This window comes from Fastidiosibacter lacustris (genome assembly GCF_003428155.1).
Classification (GTDB): domain Bacteria; phylum Pseudomonadota; class Gammaproteobacteria; order Francisellales; family Francisellaceae; genus Caedibacter; species Caedibacter lacustris.
Window position 1 is genome coordinate 49,817 of sequence record NZ_QLIR01000005.1, and the last position, 17,715, is coordinate 67,531.

The window sequence follows — 17,715 nt, forward strand, 5'->3', positions numbered from 1 at the left end:
GTGACCTATAAGCATCCATTTGTTATGATTAGGCAGAGTTCTATGTCTAAGCTATGAGAATATGGATCAGTTAAGTCTATCTTTTGAGGATAATGAAAAGCAAACCATTAGCCAATTTACGCGTCAAGCTTATTTAAATTATTCCATGTATGTGATTTTAGATCGTGCACTACCACATATTGGTGATGGTCTAAAACCTGTGCAAAGAAGGATTATTTATGCAATGTCCGAAATTGGATTATCAGCATTAAGTAAGCATAAAAAATCCGCGCGTACCGTAGGGGATGTGTTGGGTAAATATCATCCACATGGTGATAGTGCTTGTTATGAGGCAATGGTGCTTATGGCACAAGATTTTTCATATCGATATCCTCTTATTGATGGTCAAGGTAACTGGGGATCTCAAGATGATCCAAAATCGTTTGCAGCAATGCGTTATACTGAGTCACGGCTATCAAAGTATGCAGAAGTACTCTTAAGCGAATTGAAACTTGGTACGGTTGATTGGACCACAAATTTTGATGGTACGCTTCAGGAGCCAAAGATATTGCCTGCACAAGTACCAAATGTATTGTTAAATGGGAGTATGGGCATTGCAGTTGGAATGTCAACGGATATCCCTTCACATAATTTAAATGAAGTAGTACAAGGATGTTTATATTTACTAGCGGATAAAAATCATGATTTAGATGGATTGATGGATCATATTCCAGGACCAGATTATCCAGGTGGTGCTGAGATTGTTACCCCTTTTGAAGAGCGAAAAAGAATTTACGAAACAGGCACAGGTAGCATTAAACTACGTGCGGTTTTTCATGTTGAGGATGGAAATATCATTATTACACGTTTGCCACACCAGGTGTCTAGTGCTAAGTTGATTGAACAGATTGCATCTCACATGCACGGTAAGAAAATTCCGTGGTTAAGTGATATTCGAGATGAATCAGATTACAATGACCCTGTTAGAATTGTACTGGTTCCACGATCCAATCGTATTGATACAAATCTGCTGATGAGTCATTTGTTTGCAACAACTGATTTAGAGAAAAGCTATCGTATTAATTTAAATATAATTGGTCTAAATGGCAAACCTCAAGTTAAATCATTAATCCAAATTTTAACTGAGTGGTTAGAGTTTAGAACACAAGTAACAACTAAACGCTTAGAGTTTCAATTGGATAAAATATTAGAGCGATTACACATCCTAGATGGTTTTTTGATTGCATTTTTAAATATTGATGAAATCATTGCCATTATTCGTTATAAAGATGATCCAAAAGATGAGCTTAAAAAACGCTTTGAACTTACAGATGCAAAAGCAGAAGCAATATTGAATTTACGCTTGTGTAATTTGGCTAAGCTTGAAGAAATTGCCCTTCAAAAGGAAAAACATGAATTAGAAATAGAGCGTGATGTGATAATGGGTTATTTAGATGATCCAGCTAAGCTTAAAACGCTTATTAAGAAGGAACTAGAACTTGTTCAGCAAAAGCATGGAGATGCACGTAAATCTGCTTTAATTGTACGCCCTGAAGCCAGAGCGCTCAAAGATTCTGATTTGCAACCTGTGGAAAGCGTAACTATCGTTTTATCTAAGCAAGGTTGGGTGAGAGTTGCTAAAGGGCATGAAGTAAACGTTGAAGGTTTAAGTTATAAGGTGGGCGATAGCTACTTTGCTTCTAGTGTGGGTAAAACTAATCAACCTTGTTTATTTTTTTCAAGCCTAGGTAAAGTTTATAGTTTACTAAGTACAGATCTGCCTTCAGCAAGAGGGCAAGGTGAGCCAATTACTGGACATTTGAAATTAGAAAAAAATGAGACAATAATAGGTTTAAGTTTTGTGAGGACTGATGATCAAGTGCTTTTTGCCTCAAGTGCGGGCAATGCTTTTTTAGCACAATCAGAAGGTCTTATCACCAAAAGCAAAGTCGGTAAACAGGTGATTACACTAGGTGATGATCGCATTGTACCTCCTGTTAATATTAAAGAAAATGAAGATGCCTTTGTTGTTGCTATTTCTAATCAAGGCAGGCTTTTGGCAGTAAAGAAATCAGAGATCCCAAACTTAACTAAAGGTAAAGGCAATCGCTTAATTAATATGCCAAGTCATCTTGCAACAGGCGAAATGCTTAAGTTTGTTGCAGTTGTTCTTAAAGGTGAAACATTGACTATCTTCTCAGGTAAACGCCATATGCGTTTAAGCTTTTCTGATTTAAAGGATTATGAAGGTAAGCGGGCAACAAGGGGTAAGCTCCTCCCTCGTGGGTTTCAGAATGTTGATCGGGTGATTGTGCTATAGATTAAAAAGTGGGTAATGTTGTCATCTAGCGCATTTGTTTTTATAATCAAAAATAGAAAAAATTGATATACGTTGCAGGAATTGCAACTCAATAAAAACAGTTAAAGCAGGTAAGAACCAATTGAAATCTAGTCCAAATGGTGCACAAAGATATCCCTGTCAAATTGAATATAAAGCACTAGGTCGGCTGCCTGAGAACCTGTTCAAAAATTTTTTTAATTTGCTAAAATCTACGTTTTTAAATTCCAAAAGTGGGGAGTTGAAATGCGAAAACGCTATCCCATTGATATTACACGCGCACAGTTTGCAGTAATTGAACCCATTCTTTTAAGTGCTAGAAAAAAGACAGCACCAAGAGAACTAGCTTTTGTATTGTGGATGCGCAAAGTGTGAAAAATACAGATACTGCTGAAAATAAAGGTTATGACGCAGGTAAAAGAGTTTCTGGAATTAAGCGATATATTGCTGTGGATACACAAGGCTTGCCGCATGCTATCCATATTACAACAAATTAGCTAAACGAAGTGAACTGCATAAGTTTGCTGTGATCCCAAAGAGTTGGGTGGTTGAACGCTCTTTTGCTTGATTAGAAAAATAAAATGTCGGCGTTTATGGAAAAACTGTGAAAGAAAAAATAATACCAGTTTGCAAATGGTTGTACTTGCTTTCATTAGGCTAATAGCACAGAGACTTTGAACAGGCTCTAAGGTCTCATCTGCCTGACAAAATTAATGAGACGGTGTACTAGTTACACTAATCTCTGTGTGTTATTATTTTGCTTTAATTTGAGTTTGGGAGTTTAATTAATGGGATATATTAACTATAGAAAAATAGAGAAAAAATGGAATATTAAATGGAATGATGACAATGTATATAAAGTTCACCCCGACTCTACAAAGAAAAAATTTTATTGCATTGACATGTTCCCATATCCTTCTGGTAGCGGTCTTCATGTTGGACATCCTCTAGGATACATTGCTACTGATATTACATGCCGCTATAAACGCTTGAAAGGATATAATGTTTTGCATGCTATGGGATTTGACTCATTTGGATTGCCAGCAGAACAATTTGCAATAGAGACAGGGCAAAACCCAAAAAAAACAACTGAAGAAAACATATGTAACTTTAATTCCCAAATAAGTAGAATGGGACTGTGCATTGATAAATCTAGAGAAATTAGAACATCAGATAAAGAATACTATAAGTGGACTCAATGGATCTTTATTAAGTTATTTAATTCTTGGTACGATACAGAAAAAAATCAAGCTAGAGACATAAAAGATTTAATTTTATGTTTTGAAAAAGGTGGTTCTTTTGGAATTAATGCAGCTAAGGACAATAATGCTGCTGATTTCTCAGCAAATGATTGGACAAATTTTTCTGAACTTGAAAAATCAGAAATCCTTATGCAATATAGACTGACTTATCTGTCTTATGCGACAGTGAATTGGTGTCCAAAACTAGGAACTGTACTTGCGAATGATGAAGTTATTAATGGGGTATCTGAAAGAGGGGGGCACCCGGTAGAAAAACGGAAGATGAAACAATGGATGATGAGAATAACAGCATATGCAGATCGTTTGCTATCTAACTTAAATTCTCTGGATTGGCCAGAATCTTTAAAAGAAACACAGAAAAATTGGATAGGGAAATCTCAAGGTATTGTAATTAATTTCAATATTGACAACTCAAGTGAAACGATAGATATATATACTTCTAAACCTGAAACTATATTTGGCGTAACATTTTTATGCATTTCCCCAGAGCATCCATCTTTGCAAAGCTTTATAACAAATGAGAATAAGTTAAAAGTAAATGAGTATGTTGAAAAAACTTCCAAAGATAGCGAGCTAGAAAGAGTTTCTAATCTTAACCAAATAAGTGGAATCTTTACTGGTAAATATGCCATAAACCCTGCAAATAACCAGAAAATACCTATTTGGATTGGAAACTACGTTCTATCAAGTTATGGAACGGGAGTTGTAATGGGAGTTCCAAGTGAAGATGCAAGAGATAGCGAGTTAGCAAAAAAATATGACTTAAATTTTATTGATGTACTAGATAAAAACACAAATAAAATAATAAATTCAAACTTCTTAAATGGAATGTCTACTTATCAAGCAAACGAATCAATATGCCAATATTTATGCAATTTAAAGATTGGAAAGAAAAAAACTAATTTCAAATTGCGTGACGCAATATTTGGTCGTCAAAGATACTGGGGTGAACCGATCCCAATTTATTATGAAGATGGCATCCCTAAAGCTATTAAAGAATCTGAACTCCCTTTAGAACTTCCAGAGATAAATAACTACCTTCCAACAAAAGATGGAACACCACCTTTAGGTCGTGCTAAAGAGTGGTTGTATAAAGGTAAATTTAAATATGAACTAACTACAATGCCAAGCTGGGCAGCTTCAACTTGGTACTTCTTAAGATATATGTCACCTAATAATGAAAACCATCTTGTAAACAGCGAAGACAGTTCTTACTGGGATCAAGTTGACTTATATATTGGTGGCAGTGAACATGCAACGGGACATCTTTTATATTCAAGATTTTGGAATCTTTTTTTATATGATATAGGAGTTATAAGCTTTGCTGAACCTTTTAAAAAAATTATTAATCAAGGGATGCTCCAAGGAAGATCATCCTTTATTTATCGTATAAAAGGAGAAAATACTTTTGTTTCAAGTGAGTTAAAAAATAATTATGACGTTCAAAAACTTCATGTTGATATTAAATATATTAACTCAGATGACTCTCTCAATATTAAAGAATTTAAAACATGGAGAAATGAAAATAAAGACAGTAAGTTTATCTACGATGGTAAACATTTTTACTGCGATTGGACAATAGAAAAAATGTCTAAATCAAAATACAATGTAGTCAATCCAGACGATATAATTCAACAATTTGGATCAGATGTCTTTAGAATTTACGAAATGTTTTTAGGTCCAATACAGCAGTCAAAACCTTGGATGTTAAATGGTATTGAAGGTGTCAGCAAATTTATCAATAAGCTGTGGCGCTTGTTTTATAATGATAAAGGAGAGCTTATAGTTAGTCATAACGCAGCAACACATCATGAGTTGCATATCCTGCATACTATGTTGCAAAAAGTAGCTAGCGATATAGATCGCTTCTCCTATAACACAGCTATTAGCGCCATGATGATTTGTGTCAATGAACTAACTGCCATTAAATGCCATAGTACTCACATCCTGAAGGATTTACTTATCGCTGTTTCTCCTTTTGCTGTGTATATATCACAAGAACTTTGGCAACAAGCTCTTAAACAGAATGATTACATCGTTGACCAAAGTTATCCTGAAATCAAAGATCAATATCTAGACATTAAAGTTATTACATACCCAATTACTATAAATGGAAAGTTAAAACTACACATGGATTTTGATTCACAAGATGATAATGAAACCATAAAACAAAAGACTATAAGTGAAGAAAAAATTAAAAGGTTAATAAAAAATCAAGAAATCAAAAAATTTATACATGTTCCTGGGAAAATAATTAATATTGTTATTTGATATAGATAGATTGGCAGTGTTTTACTTTAGCGTTCCTGCTTTAACTGTCTTTATTGAGTTGGAATTCCTGCAATCTACATCAATTTTCGTCATTTTTGATTTGAGATTATAAAAAGGGATGTGCTAGATGACAACACTGCCTAATTATTAATATTCAAACCTTAGTTGATCTAAATCGTTGTCATCATCGTTATCATATTCCTCGTCGTCATAATCTTCATAGTCATCAACAAAGTCAAAATAGTCATCATTAAAGTCATCTTCATCATAACTGTACAATTGCTGAGCGTCGTAGCGGAGCGTTTTAATTAAATTTTGTAGATCTGTAGGTGGTTTGGCAATAAACTCAATATGCTTTTCAGTATCAGGGTGAATAAAGGCAAGTTTATAAGCATGTAGTGCTTGACGTTTGAAAGCTTTTAATACTTCTTGTGCTTCATCTGATAAGCCTTTAACCAGTTTTAAACGTGGGTTATAGATAGGATCACCTACAAGAGGTGCTTTAATATGCGCCATATGCACGCGAATTTGATGAGTTCTACCCGTTTCAAGTTTACATCTAATTCGCGTGTGCCCACGATAACGCTCAAGTACTACAAAATGAGTAATTGCCTCTTTACCAGTTGGTGTTACAGCCATTTTCAAACGGTTATGAGGGTTTCGACCTATTTTTGTTTTAATGGTACTACCAACGGTGATATATCCTGTTACAATTGCTTCATATTCACGCTTTACTTGTCGCTTAGTTAATTGTTCAATTAACGAAGTATGAGCTTTAAGACTTTTAGCTATAACCATTATGCCTGAAGTATCTTTGTCCAATCGATGAATAATACCTGCCCTTGGTAGTGTTGAAAAAGCAGAATCGTGTGCAAGTAGCGCATTGGATAGAGTCCCAGAATAGTTTCCAGCTCCTGGATGGACAGTAAGACCAGCTGGTTTGTTAATAATGATGATATGATCATCTTCAAAAATAACATCAAGTGCTATTGGCTCGGCTTGCCAGTTGTTTTGTTGTTCTAATTGTGTATTAAGAGTAATTTCTTCACCGCCGATAATTTTATCTTTAGCTTTACGTTGTTCACCGTTTACGAGAATATCGCCTTGTTTTAACCATTTTTGTAATTGTGAACGTGAATAGTCTCTAAATAGGATGGATAAACATTGGTCAAGTCTTTTTCCAGCTAGTGTTTCTGGTGCAATAACATTTTGATGAATATTTTTAAATACGGTATGATGTGACACAAGTAAAATCCTATAAAAGACGCCTTTTAATCTGGGTATTATTGTAAACAATAAATGACAAAGGCGGTAATGAATCAAAGGAAAATAAATGAAAAAGATTTTATTGAGGATGTATTGTCTTGGTGTGTTTGCTTTGCTTTCAGCGTGTGCTACCACCACAAACAAGCCTTTACCTTATCAAGGTGAAAGTGCAGAGTATATTTATGCTAAAGGGCATGAACAAGTTAAAAATGGTGAGTACTATAAAGCGATCGATACATTTCGCTCATTAAATTCTCAATATCCTTTTCAAAAATATTCTGAGTTGGGAAATCTTGAGCTTATTTACGCTTATTATGAAGATGGTCAATCAGAAATGGCATTAGGTTTGGCTCAACAGTTTTTAAGAGCCTATCCTACTTCTAAAAATTTGGGCTATGTCTACTATATGATGGGAGTGATCAATTACGATAATGGTCGTGGATTTTTGCAACGCAGATTGCCTTATGATATGGCCCAACATGATCCATCTGCTTATATCCAAGCATTTAATGATTTAAAGCGTGCAGTACTGTTAGATCCAGAAAGTTCATTCGTTGGCGATGCAAAGCGTAGAATGGTGCATATCAACAATGTGGTTGCGGAATATGAATATAATATCGCCAAGTTTTATTTTGACCATGAGGCTTATGTGGCAGCAATTAACCGCGCTAAGCTTGTGGTTGAGAGTTACCCGCAAAGTAAATCTATTGAAAATGCATTGGTATTGATCATTCGTGCTTATGATATATTAAAACTACCGATGTTAGCAGAAAAATCGATGGAAGTATTAAAAACAAACTATCCAAATAATGCATATTCAAAATCTTTAGAAGATGCAGCTAAGCGACCAACGGTGGTTTTTAAATAAGTTAAAGTACTTACAGCCTATCCTTTAAAGGCAGAGAAGTAATTGATTCAGATAAGTAAAAAAAAAAGGTAAGAAAATGTGGTTTAAGAATTTAGCATTGTTTCAGTTCACAGAAAAATTTGAGTTAAGCGTTGAAGAAGTAGAGAAACAGCTAACCAAACATGCTTTTGTACCATGCTCAACAAGTGCACCTCTTTCAATGGGTTGGGTGTCGCCTTTAGCTGGAGATGCTCCGATTATTCATGCAGCAAGTGGTTTTATGATGATAGCATTTCAAATTCAAGAGAAAATTGTACCTGCTGGTGTAATTAAAGAAATTTTGGATGAAAAGGTCGAAGAAATTGAGCTAAGAGAATCACGCAAAGTTAAAAAGAAAGAAAAGGATACCTTAAAAGAAGAGATTTATCAAAATTTGTTACCACGAGCATTTACCAAAAATAGTATGATTTATGCTTATATCGATACATCTTCTGGCTGGTTAGTTGTCAATGCTTCTTCGGCTAAAAAAGCAGAGCTGTTGACTGTGAATTTGCGTAAAGCTTTGGGAAGTTTGAAAATACGCATTCCAGAAATATTACCCATTTCGATCTTGTTAACACAATGGTTGCAAACCAATCAATATCCCCAGGAGTTAACGATTGAAGATCAATGTGTGCTGCAAGATAACAAAGATGCTTCAGGAATTATTCGCTGTCAGCGTCAGAATTTATTTACTGAGGATATTTTGTCATTAATTGCGTCAGGACGAGAAGTGATTCAGCTTGGACTTTCCTGGCAAGATCAATTGAGTTTTGTAATCAATGATGAATTTATGATTAAATCCTTAAAGTTTCTTGAGATAATTCAAGATAAGGCAAGTGATATTGTTTCTGAAACAAAAACCGAACGCTTTGATGCAGACTTTATTATTATGGCAGAGACTTTACGAGAGTTTATTACCTTTCTTATGCAAATTTTTGCTAAAGAAAGTAAAAGTGTAGAGCATAATGATAAAGTTAATACTCAACAAACAGTTATTTCAGCTGATATTGCTGATGATTATGCACCTTGGGACGGAGAGGATAAAGAGGACGATATGACTCATGTATTAAATACTAATACTACACTTGATCAAGTCGATAAGTAAAAGGGTCTATAATGTATCCAGATGAAGCTATATCTCTAACACATCAACTAGAAAATATCAAGCGACCACCCTCTTCAATTGATGCTGAACGCTCTGTCATTGGTGGACTTATTTTAGATAATGAAGCATGGACCAAGGTTGAAGAAATCTTAATTTCTGATGATTTTTACAGCACACAACATCGTATTATCTTCCATCAAATGCAAAAGCTGATTCAGCAAGGAGTACCGTTTGATATTATCACCCTCAGTGATGCACTTTCAAATGAAAAACTGTTAGAACAGGCAGGTGGCTTGCACTATTTAGCTGAAGTTACTAAAAACACACCTACTGCTGCCAACATTGTTGCCTATGCTGAGATTGTTAAAGAACGTGCAAAATTACGCGTGTTATTAAATACTGCAACTGATATTGCTAATATGGTTTACACGCCACAAGGACGTAAGGTAGGTGAGATTTTAGATGTCGCTGAGCAAAAGATTTTAGCAATTGCTGAAACCGACATTCAAAAAGGTGATGGACCAAGGGCGATTCGTGAGATCATTCCAAGTGTAATTGATCGGATTGATGCAATGATGGAAGCAAGTGATGGTATTACTGGCATTTCAACTGGGTTTACTGATTTAGATGAATTGACTTCTGGTCTGCATTCAGCAAATTTAGTTATCGTCGCTGGTCGCCCATCGATGGGTAAAACGACGTTTGCTATGAATTTAGCTGAAAACGTTGCCAGAGGCGCAGAAAAACCAGTGCTTGTATTTAGTTTAGAGATGCCAGCAGAAGACATTGTATTAAGAATGATTTCATCACTGGGTCGTGTGGAACAGAATGCACTTAGAAATGGTCGTTTAGAAGATGAACATTGGGCAAAAATTACAACAGCAATGGAAGTGTTATCAAAAGATTTTAATATGCACATTGATGATAGTGCTGGTCTTTCGCCTTCGGAAATGCGTTCGCGTGCTCGTAGAGTTTATAAAGAACATAATGGGCTTAGCATGATTGTGGTTGACTATTTACAGCTGATGAAAGTACCAGGTTATGAGAATAATCGAACACAAGAGGTTTCCGAGATTTCACGCGCCTTAAAATCACTTGCTAAAGAGCTGCATGTGCCAGTAGTTGCGTTATCTCAACTTAATCGTGGGGTAGATGATCGTGCGGATAAGCGTCCAATGATGTCAGATTTACGTGACTCTGGAGCAATTGAGCAAGATGCTGATGTGATTATGTTTGTGTATCGCGATGAAGTCTATCACAAGGATAAAGAGGATAATAAAGGATTAGGAGAAATAATTATTGGTAAACAGCGTAATGGTCCTATTGGCAGCATCAAAGTTCACTTTGAGGGTCGTTTTTGTCGCTTTGCTGACCTTACATTTGAGCAAGCCGTGCCAATAGGAATTTATTAACCTATTGTATCTGTTTTCAAGATGAAGCTGCTTATAAAGGCACTCTAACTTATATTCTTTAAGGGTGCTTTAAAACTATATCTAACGTAGTCGCTTAAGCAAACCACAATAAAACGGTGTCTTTCAATCGTTGCCATAATGAACCGGTTGAATCGCCTTTTAATGTTAAAACTGGGAAGGTTTGAATTACTTTCCCTTTATATGTCATATCAACACTACCTGCTGGTGTGCCAGCTTGGATGGGTGCTACCAAACCTTTAGGGTTTTTGTGTAATACAAATTGAATATCCTTGGCATTCACATCATGTGGGAAGCTGACCGTAATTGGTTGTTGTACTCCAATGTCAACCATGCCTTCAGCACCTTTATAGACACGAATATCACCAAGTACATAATAGGCAGGATAAAAAGTTTTTGTTTGAAAATTAGAGAAACCATACTCTAATAGCGTTTGGCTATCACGTGCGCTTTGCAGTAGACTGGTTGAACCCATAACAACAGCAATCAAACGATCATGATCTGGTTTAACTGCAGAAGATACCAAGGAATCGCCAGCAGAATCGGTTGATCCTGTTTTAATACCATCAGCATAAGGGTAAATTTCTAATAATTTATTATAATTTCGCGTGACAAAACCATTCATGCTAACGCTATCCATTTTGTAATAGTGGTAGTATTGTGGGTAGTCATAGATGATATGTTGAGCCAATACAGCAATGTCACGCGCTGAGGTGTATAAGTTGGGTGCAGGTAAACCCATGACATTGCTAAAATGAGTGTTGTTCATTCCAAGTTTATTAGCAGTGAAGTTCATAATGTTAACAAAACCTTCCTGCGTGCCTGCAATGACCATTGCAAGCGTTACCGCAGCATCATTTCCTGAGGCAACAATTGTGCCTTCAAGCAGGTCTTGAATGGTGACTTTTTGTCCTGCTTTTAAGTGCATGCTAGAGCCTGCAGTGTGCCATGCTACAGCAGGGACTTTAACCTCTTGATTGAGTTTTAAATTGCCAGAAGCAAGGCGTTGCTCAGCGATGTACAACAACATCATTTTGGTTAAAGAAGCAGGAGCTACACGCAAATTAGCATTTTTTTCGGCTAATACGTTCCCTGTTTTAGCATCGATAAGAAGATAACCTTTAACGTTTAGCATTGGTGGAGTGACTACTTGATTTTTCCAAATTTCGGTGGCAGGTGTGACATCAGGTAGTTTGAGATCACTTGGTATAGGTGGAACCTGCACTTCAAATGGTACATTCGCACTGGAAGAAACAGCACCATAAGCATTGAGTGGAACACCCATATAATTAACTGAAGCTGCACCATAGGTATTAGGTTGAGTTGTTATTTCACCAGAGGTAGGTGGTGTATTAGTTTGATTTGCAAGTGCAGGTTTAAGCTGAACCATAAATGAAGCAGAAAGCAGAAATACGGAGACTTTTTTAATATTAAACATCATTATTACCTATAGGAAATTGACATGCAGTGATTTTTGAAGGCATTATATACCACTCACAACCCATTTTACAGATTTTCTTGCTTTGCATTTTATGTGTTTTTATATGGGATATACCCTAAAAATTCCCCAAAAATTCAAACAATTTTAGAAATTTGAGATGTGTTTTTTGTAAGAAATTTTAGAGTTAAAATAACTAATAATTAATCAATTTATGCTTTATCAAAGCATTTTACTTTACAATTACACAAAAATAGAAGACAAAGCGCCGTTTACAAAGTGTAGGTTTTTACTATTTATTTTTTTATTGCGGCTTTTGGTGTTCTACTTTTTTCTTGCCTATATTGGTGATAGAATGCCATCCACAGTAACAATCTGTGCTGTATAACCATTTTAAAAATAAAACTATTAAACAATTAAAAAAATAAAGAGGATAATACTATGTCTAGAATCCCGTCCTTGCAGGATCCGTTCTTAAATGCACTCAGAAGAGAAAAAATTTCAGTGTCAATTTATCTAGTCAATGGGATCAAATTGCAAGGCATCATAGAAGCATTTGACCAATTTGCTATTGTGTTACGCAATAGCGTTAATCAGATGGTTTATAAGCATGCGATTTCAACTGTTGTACCTGCTAAAGCTGTGCGCTTAGTTTATAGTAACTATAATCCAAACCATAGCCACCAGCATAATAACACTGATCAAGAAGAAGACTTTGATGGAATCGAAGAAAATGTATATGAAGAATCTTATGATACAGATGTTGAAGAAATACAAGAGCACAACAAACATCCAATACAACAAAATACTCAAATTTAACCCTTTTAATCACTAAGGAGCTCTTTTCTTTGGAGATCTTTCATGACTATGAGGTAGGTGAGAACTGCCTACTAATTGATATTAATTTTTCATCTAAACCTGAGTTGAACGCAGAGCTTTCTGAGCTAAATGGTCTTGTTCATGCTGCAAATTGGCAAATTTCTGCAACGGTCTGTGCTAAACGAAGCTTACCAGATCCTAAGTATTTTTGTGGTAGTGGTAAACTCGATGAAATCAAAAAAATCATTGATAATAATCAGATTGATCTTGTGGTTTTTAACCATGCGATCACACCTTCTCAAGAGCGTAATATCGAAAAAGCATTAAATTGTAAAGTCATTGATCGTACGCGTTTGATTTTGGAGATATTCTCACAACGTGCTCAAACTCATGAAGGAAAGCTACAAGTTGAACTTGCACAATTAAACTACGTTGCTACACGTTTGGTGCGTGGTTGGACACACTTGGAGCGTCAAAAAGGTGGAATTGGTATGCGTGGAGGACCTGGCGAAACCCAATTAGAGCTAGATCGACGAATGTTGCGTCAAAAAATTGCCCAAATTGAGAAGCGTTTAGAAAAAGTCAAAAAGCAACGCGCTTTAAGTCGTACTGCTCGACAAAAAAATGCCGTTCCAACAATTGCCTTTGTCGGTTATACCAATGCTGGAAAATCGACGCTATTTAATAAATTAAGTGGTGCACAAGTACTAGCAAAAGATCAACTCTTTGCAACATTGGATCCCACACTTCGCAAAGTAATAATTCCAAAATTAGGTGAGGTAGTATTATCGGATACGGTAGGTTTTATTCGTAATTTACCGCATAATCTTGTCGAAGCATTTCATGCAACCTTAGAAGAAGCAATTGAAGCAGATTTACTCGTTCATGTAATTGATTATGCTGATGAACATCATCGCGCTTATATTGAGCAGGTACATTTGGTGTTGGAACAAATTCATGCTGCTGATAAACCAATTATACAAGTCTATAACAAAATAGATCGTTTAGAGGATGTTAAAGCACATATCATTTATCATAAAGATAAGCCGGCAGATGTCTATTTATCCGCGCAAACAGGACAAGGTATTCAATTTCTATATGAAGCAGTTGCCAAATATTTTAATCAACAATGGTTAAAAGGCGTGTTGGTATTGTCCACCAAGCACGCCAAAGTAAGAGCAGAACTATATCAGCTAGGGGCTGTTGAAAAAGAGACAATAAGTGACAGTGGAGAGTATCAATTAGCTTTACACATTGCAAAAAGCGATTTTGATGAAATTTGCGCACACAATAAACTTGAGTTAATAGCAAAATTTAGTCACCATTAGCGCACTGAAAGAGAAACCTAAAGTAGTATCGATGGCATTTAAGTTTTTATCACTTAATAAAGTTTTCAACCAAGGACCACCTGATCTGGAGGAAGCGATTCGCCGATTTTTAGGCAAGGGTCGTAAATCAAACCAAGGGAATGATTCCAATCATTCATCTAATGACTCACCTAGTCCAAATATTGGTGGGAACGGTCAAGGGTCAGAGCCGCCTAAAAAAGATAACAATCGTAGCATTTACTCACGAAACGTAAGTCAGCAAAAACCCTTGCCAGTTAAGAGAATTATAGTTGGTGTAGCAGTGACTATTATTGTTGTATGGGCTGCAATGGGAATTTATGTTGTACAACCAGCACAACAAGCAGCAGTGTTGGCCTTTGGTAAATTTTCATCTGTCGAAGGGTCAGGCATGCACTGGCATCCACCTGGTTTTGTTAGTGTGATCAAGAAAGACGTTGAGGTATTAAATACAATAAAATTGGATAAGCAGATGCTGACTTCTGAAGAGAATATTGTTCATGTATCGTTTTCAGTTCAATACCGCATTGCAAATTTAGAAAAATATTTATTTGCAACAAATAATCCTGAGCTTATCTTAAGACAATCGCTTGAGAGCGCTGTTCGTCAAGTAGTTGGTGAAAATAAACTTGAGAAAATCTTAACAACTTCTAGAACTCAGATTACCTTAGAAGTACAAAAAGAGTTAGAAAAATTACTTCAAAAATATCAAACAGGTATTTTAGTTAGTGAGGTGATTATGCAGCCTGCACAAGCTCCATCGGAGGTCAAAAGTGCATTTGATGATGTGATCAAAGCGCGTGAAGATCGTGAACGCATTCAAAACGAGGCACAAAGCTATGCTAATAAAGTTGTCCCCGTTGCTAAAGGTAAAGCACAACGTATTTTGGATGAAGCGCGTGCATATCAAGAAAAAGTAGTGTTAGAAGCGCAAGGTAATGTGGCAAACTTTAGCCAATTATTGCCAGTATATCAGCAAAACCCAAATATTATCGAAAGCCAGCTATATTATCAGACGATGGAAAATATATTTAAAAATAACAAACTGTATATTGTTGATGGCGATGGTGCTAAGAATATCTTTTATGGTGATAAATTATCGCCTGTGGCCTTATCCTCAACTGTCCAAGGAGGTCGCTAATGAGCAATAAATTAATGAGTTTGATCGTCGTTATTATTGTAGTATTGTTGTTGTTATTTAGTTTGCTTTTTCGTGTTAATCAAGGAAATGAAGCAGTGATTTTAAGACTTGGGGAGCTCAATCAAACAAAAGATGGTCAAGTCAAAGTCTATACGCCTGGGTTAAACTTTAAAATCCCACTGATTGAACAGATAAAGACCTATGATATGCGTTTGCGCACATTAATAGTAGATTCATCACGCGTGGTAACCAATGAGCAAAAAGATGTAATTATTGATGCGTATTTGGAGTGGAAGATTATTAATATTTCCCAGTTTTACCGTAGTGTATCTGGTAACGATTCACGTGCTGAATTATTGTTAAAACAGTTTCTAGAAGCATCCCTGCGTGCAGAGGTCGGTAAAATTGATATTCAAGGTTTGATTAATAATGAACGTGATCAGCTTATGCAAACTTTAACTAGGAGTGTTCAAGATCAAGCAAAGAAAATTGGTATTGATGTCGTTGATGTGAGAATTAAACAGATTGACCTACCTGAAACAGTTACTGATTCAATCTATCAAAGAATGCGTTCTGAGCGTCAAAAAGTAGCAGCTTCTATTCGTGCTCAAGGGGAACAATTATCTGAATCGATTCGCGCTGATGCAGATGCAACAGTTACCATTACTCTTGCTAAAGCTGATCGTGATGCAAAAGAGATAAAAGCAAAGGCAGATGCTAAAGCAGCTCAAATCTATGCAGAGACATATGGGCAGTCTAAGAAGTTTTATGATTTTTGGCGTACTATGCAGGCTTATCAAATAAGCTTTAGTGGTAAAAAAGACGATGTCTTTATCCTCAAACCACAAGGTGAATTCTTTAAGTACTTTAATAGTGGAGCTTTGACTTCAGCTTAAAAATAAAGGAATACTTGTGCTTTATAACAACGTTATCTTTGACTTTGATTCAACCTTAATTCGTTTTGAATCACTTGAGCTTATTATGAAGAATTTACTAAATGGTGATGAAAATAAAATTAAGGCAATTGAAGGTTTAACTGAAGCAGGTATGAATGGTGAGATTAGCTTTAGAGAAAGTTTGGATCGACGATTACAGATAGCCAAGCCAACAAAAGCCGCATTAAACTGGTTTGCAGCTCAATATTGTCCGAGTGCGTTTACTTTTGGTATAGAGGCGCTTATTATCGATTTGCAGCGCATGGGTGTGGAAGTTTTTATTATTAGTGGCGGTTTTAAAGAGTTCATACTTCCTTTTTCTCAGACTTTACATATCAATCAAAACTATGTTTTTGCTGTTGAACTCAATTGGGATGAACAAGGTGTTTTTAAGAGCCTTAATAACGATAACGGTTTTTGTGATTCTAAATTAGTTGGCGCACAAAAAATTAAGCATAAACTCAAAGGAAAAACAGTAGTTATAGGTGACGGATTTACGGATTTTGAACTCTATCGAGCAAGAATTGCAGATGACTTTATTGTCTATACTGAACACGTCAAACGCCGTAAAGTGATTAACTTGGCACCATATTATGCTAATTCAACTGAAGAATTAAGAGTCCTACTTCAACTTTAAAGAAGTATTTTGACTCAAAAGAAGCCCAATTTCATCATGTTCTAAGAAATCCATTTGAACTTAATTAGTTTTTTCACTACAATCTGAAGTTGCAACAGGGGTGCAAGCTTAACGTTTGCTGAGAAGGTCATTCCTAACCCTTTGTACCTGAACTAGTTAATACTAGCGTAGGAAGTTGTACCCTTTTCGTTATGGTTTGCAGCTTTCTATACTTAAATTATAGGAGGCATGATGGAATACATTGGTTATATTAGCATTAATATATCATTCGTTATTTATTGTACTTATTTCTTACCACAAATTATTTATAACCAGATTAAATGCCAAGCAGGATATATTAGTCATAGTAATCAAACACTTATGATTGTTGCAAATACGCTTGATCTTATATACGGTTTTGGTTTTAATTTGCAATGGCAATATCGTACTGTCACGATGTCTATTTTGTTATGTTTACTATTTCAACAATGGCAGATATATAGAGATAGTCAGCAGAAAATATATCGATTTCATATTGTCATTTTAACAATTGTTATTTTAGGTATAATATTTGCAATTTTCAATATATTAGGTCCTAAAGTATTACAAAAAATAGGATTTATAAGTATGTTTTGCTACGCAGTGCACTGGTTGCCACAAATCGTTAAAAATATAAAAGAAAAAAATGCCAGTGCTTTTAGTGTATGGTTTTTATTACTAAATATTATTGCTTTGCTTTGTGATGAAATATCAGCACTTAGTTTTGGATGGCCATTACCTAGTTTATTGAGTCCAATTTTAATTTTAAGTTTATTATTCATTGTGGTTGGTCAATATTACTACTACCAACGCTTGAGAATGATTATTGATTAGTACCAGT

Annotated in this window: 14 protein-coding genes, 1 pseudogene and 1 riboswitch; of the genes and pseudogenes, 13 read left to right on the forward strand and 2 right to left on the reverse strand. The window is 35.6% G+C overall.

Going from position 1 to position 17,715, the window contains the following annotated elements; translation table 11 throughout:
* The first annotated feature begins 61 nt into the window (after positions 1-61).
* The 4 genes and pseudogenes from parC (at position 62) to leuS (ending at position 5,850) form a co-directional block, all read left to right on the forward strand.
* Positions 62-2,299, forward strand: coding sequence for a DNA topoisomerase IV subunit A (gene parC / locus DNJ77_RS03840; protein ID WP_116963683.1), 2,238 nt, complete (start codon positions 62-64; stop codon positions 2,297-2,299).
* A gap of 264 nt (positions 2,300-2,563) precedes the next feature.
* Positions 2,564-2,692, forward strand: a complete 129-nt coding sequence (locus DNJ77_RS10205) for a transposase (protein WP_420810612.1) — start codon at positions 2,564-2,566, stop codon at positions 2,690-2,692.
* Positions 2,659-2,995, forward strand: a pseudogene (locus DNJ77_RS03845) (transposase); the annotation flags it as partial. The gene DNJ77_RS10205 and the pseudogene DNJ77_RS03845, both read left to right, overlap by 34 nt.
* 110 nt (positions 2,996-3,105) lie before the next feature.
* Positions 3,106-5,850 (forward strand): leucine--tRNA ligase, encoded by a 2,745-nt coding sequence (gene leuS / locus DNJ77_RS03850; protein WP_116963684.1) that lies wholly within the window; start codon positions 3,106-3,108, stop codon positions 5,848-5,850.
* A 147-nt stretch (positions 5,851-5,997) separates the two neighbouring features.
* Here the strand turns inward: leuS and rluD are convergent, their stop codons facing one another.
* Positions 5,998-7,095, reverse strand: a complete 1,098-nt coding sequence (gene rluD, locus DNJ77_RS03855; RefSeq protein WP_116963685.1) for a 23S rRNA pseudouridine(1911/1915/1917) synthase RluD — start codon at positions 7,093-7,095, stop codon at positions 5,998-6,000.
* 88 nt (positions 7,096-7,183) lie between these two features.
* On the opposite strand from rluD, the gene DNJ77_RS03860 reads away from it, so the two are divergent.
* The 3 genes from DNJ77_RS03860 (at position 7,184) to dnaB (ending at position 10,522) form a co-directional block, all read left to right on the forward strand.
* On the forward strand, positions 7,184-7,984 hold the full coding sequence (locus tag DNJ77_RS03860) for an outer membrane protein assembly factor BamD (RefSeq protein ID WP_116963686.1): 801 nt from the start codon (positions 7,184-7,186) through the stop codon (positions 7,982-7,984).
* A gap of 76 nt (positions 7,985-8,060) precedes the next feature.
* Entirely contained in the window at positions 8,061-9,110 is a 1,050-nt protein-coding gene (locus DNJ77_RS03865; protein ID WP_116963687.1) for a recombination-associated protein RdgC, read from the forward strand.
* A gap of 11 nt (positions 9,111-9,121) precedes the next feature.
* Positions 9,122-10,522 carry a replicative DNA helicase gene (gene dnaB / locus DNJ77_RS03870; RefSeq protein WP_116963688.1) on the forward strand — a complete coding sequence of 467 codons (1,401 nt, stop codon included), beginning with the start codon at positions 9,122-9,124 and terminating at the stop codon, positions 10,520-10,522.
* Between the two features lie 94 nt (positions 10,523-10,616).
* Here dnaB and DNJ77_RS03875 read toward each other — a convergent pair whose 3' ends face one another.
* Entirely contained in the window at positions 10,617-11,978 is a 1,362-nt protein-coding gene (locus DNJ77_RS03875; RefSeq protein WP_192877935.1) for a D-alanyl-D-alanine carboxypeptidase family protein, read from the reverse strand.
* A 441-nt stretch (positions 11,979-12,419) separates the two neighbouring features.
* Between DNJ77_RS03875 and hfq the strand changes: the two genes are divergently transcribed.
* From hfq to DNJ77_RS03905, 6 genes are all read left to right on the forward strand, one after another.
* Positions 12,420-12,797, forward strand: a complete 378-nt coding sequence (gene hfq / locus DNJ77_RS03880) for an RNA chaperone Hfq (protein ID WP_116963690.1) — start codon at positions 12,420-12,422, stop codon at positions 12,795-12,797.
* Between the two features lie 29 nt (positions 12,798-12,826).
* Positions 12,827-14,125 carry a ribosome rescue GTPase HflX gene (hflX, locus tag DNJ77_RS03885; RefSeq protein WP_116963691.1) on the forward strand — a complete coding sequence of 433 codons (1,299 nt, stop codon included), beginning with the start codon at positions 12,827-12,829 and terminating at the stop codon, positions 14,123-14,125.
* Positions 14,126-14,156: 31 nt separating this feature from the next.
* Positions 14,157-15,284, forward strand: coding sequence for an FtsH protease activity modulator HflK (gene hflK, locus DNJ77_RS03890; RefSeq protein ID WP_116963692.1), 1,128 nt, complete (start codon positions 14,157-14,159; stop codon positions 15,282-15,284).
* A complete protein-coding gene (gene hflC, locus DNJ77_RS03895) occupies positions 15,284-16,180 on the forward strand; it encodes a protease modulator HflC (RefSeq protein WP_116963693.1) in 897 nt (298 codons plus the stop codon). The genes hflK and hflC overlap by 1 nt, the downstream gene beginning before the upstream one ends.
* 16 nt (positions 16,181-16,196) lie before the next feature.
* Entirely contained in the window at positions 16,197-16,856 is a 660-nt protein-coding gene (locus tag DNJ77_RS03900; protein ID WP_116963694.1) for an HAD-IB family phosphatase, read from the forward strand.
* An 86-nt stretch (positions 16,857-16,942) separates the two neighbouring features.
* Positions 16,943-17,047, forward strand: a riboswitch (TPP riboswitch).
* A 37-nt stretch (positions 17,048-17,084) separates the two neighbouring features.
* Positions 17,085-17,708: a PQ-loop repeat-containing protein gene (locus tag DNJ77_RS03905; RefSeq protein ID WP_116963695.1), complete on the forward strand. Its 624-nt coding sequence runs from the start codon at positions 17,085-17,087 to the stop codon at positions 17,706-17,708.
* Positions 17,709-17,715: the final 7 nt, after the last annotated feature.